This is a genomic window from Asanoa sp. NPDC050611, from assembly GCF_040654855.1.
GTDB lineage: Bacteria > Actinomycetota > Actinomycetes > Mycobacteriales > Micromonosporaceae > Asanoa.
Genome location: NZ_JBFAIU010000414.1, coordinates 1 through 5830, shown reverse-complemented (window position 1 = coordinate 5830; position 5830 = coordinate 1). Strand labels below are relative to the sequence as shown.

The following is a 5830-nucleotide window of genomic DNA, read 5'->3' as shown; positions in this document are numbered from 1 at the left end:
GGGCAACGCGACGTGCCGGCCATCCCAGAGCTGCCGGGGGTCCAGGGGCGAGTAGCCCTGGCCGCCGGAGGCCAACTCCGGGTCGTACGGCCGGAGGCCCTACCCGCCGGAGGCGATGGGTTTGGGCTCGTAGCCGAACGTAGGGGTACCGGGTTTGCGTCAGGTGTCGATGATGGATCAATGGCCTGGGAGTGGTTGACGCCTGTTGTAACGGGTGCCGTTGGCATGGCTGGCATCGCTGGCACTGTTTGGGCCGGTTCCGCCGGTCGCAACGCGGCCGGGCGGGCCGACGCGTGCTGGCTGCCGATCGCGCCTGGGCTGACTCCCCATGGGTTGCGGCACTCGTACAAGACACTGATGGTCGAGTTGCGCACGCCGGCAAAGCTCATGGATGCCCAGATGGGCCACGCTGACGGCTCGATCGGCGCGCTCTACACCCACGTCACACCGGTCATGGTCGAAGGGCTGCTCGATGGGTTGACGGATTTGTGGGCGGCGGCGCTGCGGGAGCGATACAAGCTCTGTGCCGGTTCACCCGTCGCCGTTCTTGACCGTCTGCTCCGGGAGGTCTCGGCATGAGCGAGCCAAGGTCATCTCCCAGATTTCTCCCAGCGTGCCTCCGGAACGGAAAAGAGCCGGTCCCTCGTTCCGAGGAAACCGGCTCTGACCTGCTGTTCTATCTGGTGGGCGATACTGGGTTTGAACCAGTGACCTCTTCCGTGTCAAGGAAGCGCGCTCCCACTGCGCCAATCGCCCGAGGCTGTGCTTATGTAGCGAGGTGGAGACGGGATTTGAACCCGTGTAGACGGCTTTGCAGGCCGTTGCCTCGCCTCTCGGCCACTCCACCGAGGTAGCCCTCGACGTGCCGAGCGGACGACGGGACTCGAACCCGCGACCCTCACCTTGGCAAGGTGATGCGCTACCAACTGCGCTACGTCCGCATGTCGCCTTGTTGTTCCTGGCGACGGATGTGAACTTTAGCCGAGCCCCCCAGCAACTGCCAACTCGGGGTACCCCCGGCGCGTCGTTGCGGCCAACCGGACAAACCCGGCAATCCGAAATACAGGCGACAGCGTACGGACAATGGATGGGTGACCGTCCATCGCTTCTACGGCGACCTCGCGCCCTGGTGGTCGTTGATCTCGCCGGCCGAGGACTATGTCGAGGAGGCCGCCTTCGCGGCGACGCTGCTCGACGGTGCCCGGACCGTGCTCGAGCTGGGGTCCGGCGGCGGGCATAACGCCGTACACCTGAAGCGGCGGTTTGATCTCACGCTCGTGGATCTTGCCGAGGCGATGCTGGCCGAGTCGCGCAAGATCAACCCGGAGCTCGAGCACCGGCAGGGCGACATGCGCACGGTCCGGCTCGGCCGGCAGTTCGACGCCGTGTTCGTCCACGACGCGATCGACTACATGACCACCGAGGATGACCTGCGGCGGGCGATCGAGACGGCGTACGTGCACACCAACGACAGCGGGCGAGCCGTGTTCGTGCCCGACGCCACCGCCGAGATCTTCGCGCCGGAGACCGATCATGGTGGCAGCGACGGGGCGGACGGGCGCTCCGCCAGGTTCCTCAGCTGGACCTACGACCCCGATCCCACCGACACCACGACGGTCACCGACTACGCGTTTCTGTTGAAGGAAAACAGCCAGGTGACCGCGGTCCACGAGACCCACGAGACGGGGCTCTATCCGCGTGACACCTGGCTGGAACTCTTGCGGGAGGCGGGTTTCGCGCCGGCGGCGGTCACCGAGGTGACCTCCGAGGACCGCACTCCGCGCACGTTCTTCGTGGGGCGGAAAAACTAGCCCTGGCGCCCGCTCCAACGCGGGTTCTTCCGGTTCAGCACCATGATCCGGTTGCGGCGCCGGACGACCTTCGCGCCGGGCTTGCGGGCCAGGGATCGCAACGAGGTACGGACCTTCATCAGAGAAGCCTTCTTCCGTTCTGGGCTGTGCGGTCGTGCGGTCTGCGCAACGTCCTCACCACGGTCCGCATTCCCGAGTGGGCAGGCAAAACCGGGGAAACGGGTAAACTCGGTCAGTTGTGACGGCTGGTCGGGAGGGGCATGTCAAGGGGCTCGCGGCACGGACGGTCGGGCGCGGTTGCGCGACCCACCGCTAGAGCACGCCGGATCGCGAGCGAGAGCGTCCGCATCACCGGCGACCTGCTCGCCCCCGCGGAGCCCGCCGACATCGCACCCACCGCCTCCCGCAAGCGCCGGTTCTGGGCCCGCCTGCGCGGCCAGGAACCCGTGCCCGGGCTCCGCACCATCAAGGTCGTCCTCTCCGTCGTCCTGGCGTTCGTGCTGGCCGAGCCGCTGCCCGGCACCGAGCCACCTATCGTCTCCGCCCTGACCGCGCTCCTGGTCGTGCAGATCACGCCGATCAAGAGCATCCGGTCGGGATGGGAACGGATCGGCAGCGTGGTCGCCGGCGTCCTCGTGGCGGTCGTGCTCTCCAGTGTGTTCGGCCTGCACTGGTGGAGTCTCGGCATCACGGTGGCGATGGCCATGATCGTCGCGTACGCGCTCCGCCTCGGGGACCATGCGCTGGAGGTGCCGATCTCCGCGATGCTGGTGCTCGCCGTCGCGGGGAGCACGGACGTCGGCATGGAACGGGTCTACGAGACCCTGGTGGGCGCCGCCGTCGCGGTGGTGGTGAGCGTGACGCTGCCACGGGTCTACGTGCAGCCGGCCGGCAACGCGATCGGCGCCGTCGCCGCGGACATAGGCAAGCAGCTCCGCGACATGGCGGGCTGGGTCCAGAACGACTGGACGCCCGACCGCTTCGCCGACGGGCTGCGCCGCGCCCGCGGCCTCGACGGGCAGATCAGCATCGCCCGCGAGGCGCTGGCGCAGGCGGAGGACAGCGTGCGCCTCAACCCGCGCGCCATGCGCACCGCGCACATCCCCGTCACCATGCGTCCCGGCCTCACCGCGCTCGAGTTCTGCTCGATCTCCCTGCGCGGTGTGGCCCGCGCCCTGCTGGACCGGCGGTCCGGCGAGGCCGGGCAGCACAAGCCGGCGGAGTGGGTGTCGCTGAGCCTGTCCCGGCTGCTCGACGCGATCGCCGACGCGGTGTTCGCGTTCGGCATCGTGATCGCGTCCGACGTGACGGCGGCGCCGCCGAGCCCGGAGCCGCTCCGGCACGCCCTGCGCCGGGCGCGCTTCCTCCGCGACGAGGCCACGTTCCAGCTCCAGGAGGACGCCAAGACCGAGCCGGCTATCTGGCGCATCAACGGCGCACTGGTCGGCCACCTGGACCGGATGATCAACGACCTGGACCCGGACACCGAGTCGGTTTCTCCCGCGATCACCCGCCCGCGTCCCGAGCCGGTCCGCCCGCTGCGCCGCTTCACGCCGTCGGTCATCCGCCGGCAGCTCGACGACAGCGCCCGCTCGATCCGGCGTCGGATCAGGCGCTGAGACGTAGGGATTCATCTATATAGTGGTGGCCGGCCGTACACCTGCGTCCAGCAGGCTGCGGCCATGCGAACCAAGAGCTTCCTGGGCGCCGCCGTGCTGTCGGCGGCCCTTCTGGTGGCACCGGCCGCGACGCCGGCCACCGCCGCCGTCAGCCGGGCCGAGCTGGCCCTGCGCTGGGCACCCGTCCACTACCAGGACGTCGACGCCACCGGCAGCCACGCCCTCGGCGGCCGGTCCGACCACATCGCCGCGGTCGACTTCGACGGCGACCTCAACGGCCGTAACAACTGGGACAACGCCGGCTCGGTGCCGCTGGCCGCGCAGGCGTACTACTCCGTCGTCGAGACCAGCTCGCACTGGTACATCACGTACCTCTTCTTCCACCCGCGGGACTGGGTGGACCACCCGTTCTTCGAGACCGAGCACGAGAACGACGGCGAGGGCGTGCTGCTGGCGATCGAGCGCGACGGCTCGACGTACGGCGTGCTGCGCGGCGCGGTGACGGTCGCGCACAGCGACTTCTACTCGTACACGCCGGCCGGCAGCAGCTGGACCGGCGGCCGCGAGTCGGCCGACGGCACCCTCCAGCTCGCGACGTCGCCGCACGACGCGTTCACCCACCCGGTGACGGCGCAGGAGTCGAAGGGGCACGGGCTCAAGGCGTACCCGCAGTACACCATCGACGGCGACGGGCTCGTCCACTACCCGTCCACCGTGGCCGAGGTGCCGGCCGACGGCAACGACCGCGACGTCCGCTACAAGCTGGTCGACATCTTCGCCGCCGGCGGGCTCTGGGCGCAGCGGGCCAACGCGAGCCTGTTCGCGGGCCTCGGCACGTTCGCGGGCGACACCTCCGGCGGCTGCGGCTCGGGCACCTGGGGCTGCTCGACCAACTCGGCGAACGCGCCGTGGGGCTGGGACGACGGCAACGACCTGCCCGGCCGGGGCGAGCTGGCCAGTGACCCGGCGAAACTGGTCACCGAGTACTTCACGATTCCGGGCGGCGTTTCCCGTTCGTACACCTACAACCCGTACGCGGGTGCCGCCGCGGCCCTGAAGGAGGCGGCCCGCACCGCACCGCCCATCGTGGACTGAACGGTCGCGGCGGGCCGCCGCTAGGATGCCTGACATGGCCACCTGGCAGGAGTTCGTCGACGAGGCGCCGCGGATCGCCGAGATATTTCAGCGGCGGCACGCCGCGACCGGGAACCTGTGCCTGCTCGCCACCGTGCGGGCCGACGGTTCGCCACGGATCAGCCCGATCGAGCCGCGGGTCTTCGAGGGTCGGCTGCTGCTCGTCGGCATGCCGCACACCACGAAGTTCCGCGACCTCGGTCGGGACGGGCGGTTCTGCCTGCACACGGCCACAGTGGACCCGCACGTCGGTGACGGCGACGTGAAACTGTTCGGCAGCGTGCGCAACGATCCCGACCGGGCACTGCACCAGCGGTTCGCCGACGCGGTCTACGCGGAGAGCGGCTTCGACCTGCGCGGCCAGGAGTTCGACCCGTTCTACGTGGCCGAGCTGACCAGCGGATCCTCGGTCACCATCGACGACGGGCAGCTCACCATCACCATCTGGAAGCCCGGGCAGGGCGAGCGGGTCGTGCGCAAGTCCTGACCCGCGCCGGTCGCGAAGCCGTCACCTGATCTCTATCGCCTGGCCACACTGCTCGATGACGATCGATGCCTTCGTACCCCTTGGAGGCATCGATGTTCCGCATCCGGACCACCACCCTGGTCGCGGCGACCCTGGCCGCGGTCGCCGTCGCCACCCTGACGTCCGTGCCCGCGCAGGCGACCCCGCCCGGCATCCCGTCGAAGGCCAGCGCCCAGTCGCAGCTCAACGCCCTCACCGTCGCGGCGGAAGGCTCCACGAGCGGCTACTCGCGCGACCTGTTCCCGCACTGGATCACGATCTCCGGCGCCTGCAACACCCGCGAGACCGTGCTCCGCCGCGACGGCAGTAACGTCGTCGTCAACAGCTCCTGTGCCGCGACCTCGGGCAGCTGGTACAGCCCCTACGACGGCGCCACCTGGTCCAACGCCGCCGACGTCGACATCGACCACGTCGTGCCACTGGCCGAGGCCTGGCGCTCCGGCGCGAACAGCTGGACCACCGCCCGCCGTCAGCAGTTCGCCAACGACCTGTCCCGGCCGCAGCTGATCGCCGTTACCGATAACGTCAACCAGGCCAAGGGCGACCAGGACCCGTCGACCTGGCAGCCCTCCCGGACCGCCTACCGCTGCACGTACGCGAAGATGTGGATCGCGAGCAAGCACTACTGGGGCCTGCGCCTCCAGTCGGCGGAGAGGCGCAGGGCAAGGGCAGCTTCACCTCGCCGCAGCCGATCGCGGCGCTGGCCCGGATCTACACCAACTACACGCAGGTGATCGCGC

6 protein-coding genes, 3 tRNA genes and 1 pseudogene are annotated in these 5830 nt (G+C 69.6%); 6 read left to right on the top strand and 4 right to left on the bottom strand.

All coding sequences use genetic code 11. The annotated features are described in order from the left end of the window. Nucleotides 1-264 precede the first annotated feature (264 nt). Nucleotides 265-579 (top strand): annotated as a pseudogene (locus AB0H87_RS36855) (tyrosine-type recombinase/integrase); the annotation flags it as partial. A 102-nt stretch (nt 580-681) separates the two neighbouring features. On the opposite strand, the gene AB0H87_RS36850 reads toward AB0H87_RS36855, so the two are convergent. The 3 genes from AB0H87_RS36850 to AB0H87_RS36840 form a co-directional block, all read right to left on the bottom strand. Further along, a tRNA-Val gene (locus tag AB0H87_RS36850) sits at nt 682-756 on the bottom strand. 20 nt (nt 757-776) lie between these two features. After that, nucleotides 777-847: transfer RNA gene (locus AB0H87_RS36845), tRNA-Cys, on the bottom strand. 21 nt (nt 848-868) lie between these two features. Beyond that, nucleotides 869-941, bottom strand: a tRNA-Gly gene (locus tag AB0H87_RS36840). 150 nt (nt 942-1091) lie between these two features. On the opposite strand from AB0H87_RS36840, the gene AB0H87_RS36835 reads away from it, so the two are divergent. Beyond that, nucleotides 1092-1811, top strand: a complete 720-nt coding sequence (locus AB0H87_RS36835; RefSeq protein WP_360156770.1) for a class I SAM-dependent methyltransferase — start codon at nt 1092-1094, stop codon at nt 1809-1811. On the opposite strand, the gene rpmJ is transcribed toward AB0H87_RS36835, so the two are convergent. Then, entirely contained in the window at nt 1808-1930 is a 123-nt protein-coding gene (gene rpmJ / locus AB0H87_RS36830; protein ID WP_360156767.1) for a 50S ribosomal protein L36, read from the bottom strand. The genes AB0H87_RS36835 and rpmJ overlap by 4 nt on opposite strands. A 141-nt stretch (nt 1931-2071) precedes the next feature. Here rpmJ and AB0H87_RS36825 point away from each other — a divergent pair, with 141 nt between their 5' ends. The 4 genes from AB0H87_RS36825 (at nt 2072) to AB0H87_RS36810 (ending at nt 5824) form a co-directional block, all read left to right on the top strand. Further along, entirely contained in the window at nt 2072-3430 is a 1359-nt protein-coding gene (locus AB0H87_RS36825; RefSeq protein WP_360156764.1) for an aromatic acid exporter family protein, read from the top strand. A gap of 63 nt (nt 3431-3493) precedes the next feature. Beyond that, the gene (locus AB0H87_RS36820; RefSeq protein ID WP_360156761.1) at nt 3494-4525 is read left to right on the top strand and encodes a hypothetical protein; all 1032 of its coding nucleotides are present in this window, start codon (nt 3494-3496) and stop codon (nt 4523-4525) included. 34 nt (nt 4526-4559) lie between these two features. Continuing rightward, a complete protein-coding gene (locus AB0H87_RS36815) occupies nt 4560-5051 on the top strand; it encodes a pyridoxamine 5'-phosphate oxidase family protein (protein WP_360156758.1) in 492 nt (163 codons plus the stop codon). Nucleotides 5052-5143: 92 nt separating this feature from the next. Further along, nucleotides 5144-5824, top strand: coding sequence for an HNH endonuclease family protein (locus AB0H87_RS36810; RefSeq protein WP_360156755.1), 681 nt, complete (start codon nt 5144-5146; stop codon nt 5822-5824). Nucleotides 5825-5830: the final 6 nt, after the last annotated feature.

Excerpts from the sequence above, each read along its gene's own strand:
- rpmJ (WP_360156767.1), bottom strand. The coding sequence starts at position 1,930 with ATGAAGGTCCGTACCTCGTTGCGATCCCTGGCCCGCAAGCCCGGCGCG.
- AB0H87_RS36825 (WP_360156764.1), top strand. The coding sequence starts at position 2,072 with ATGTCAAGGGGCTCGCGGCACGGACGGTCGGGCGCGGTTGCGCGACCC.
- AB0H87_RS36820 (WP_360156761.1), top strand. The coding sequence starts at position 3,494 with ATGCGAACCAAGAGCTTCCTGGGCGCCGCCGTGCTGTCGGCGGCCCTT.
- AB0H87_RS36815 (WP_360156758.1), top strand. The coding sequence starts at position 4,560 with ATGGCCACCTGGCAGGAGTTCGTCGACGAGGCGCCGCGGATCGCCGAG.
- AB0H87_RS36810 (WP_360156755.1), top strand. The coding sequence starts at position 5,144 with ATGTTCCGCATCCGGACCACCACCCTGGTCGCGGCGACCCTGGCCGCG.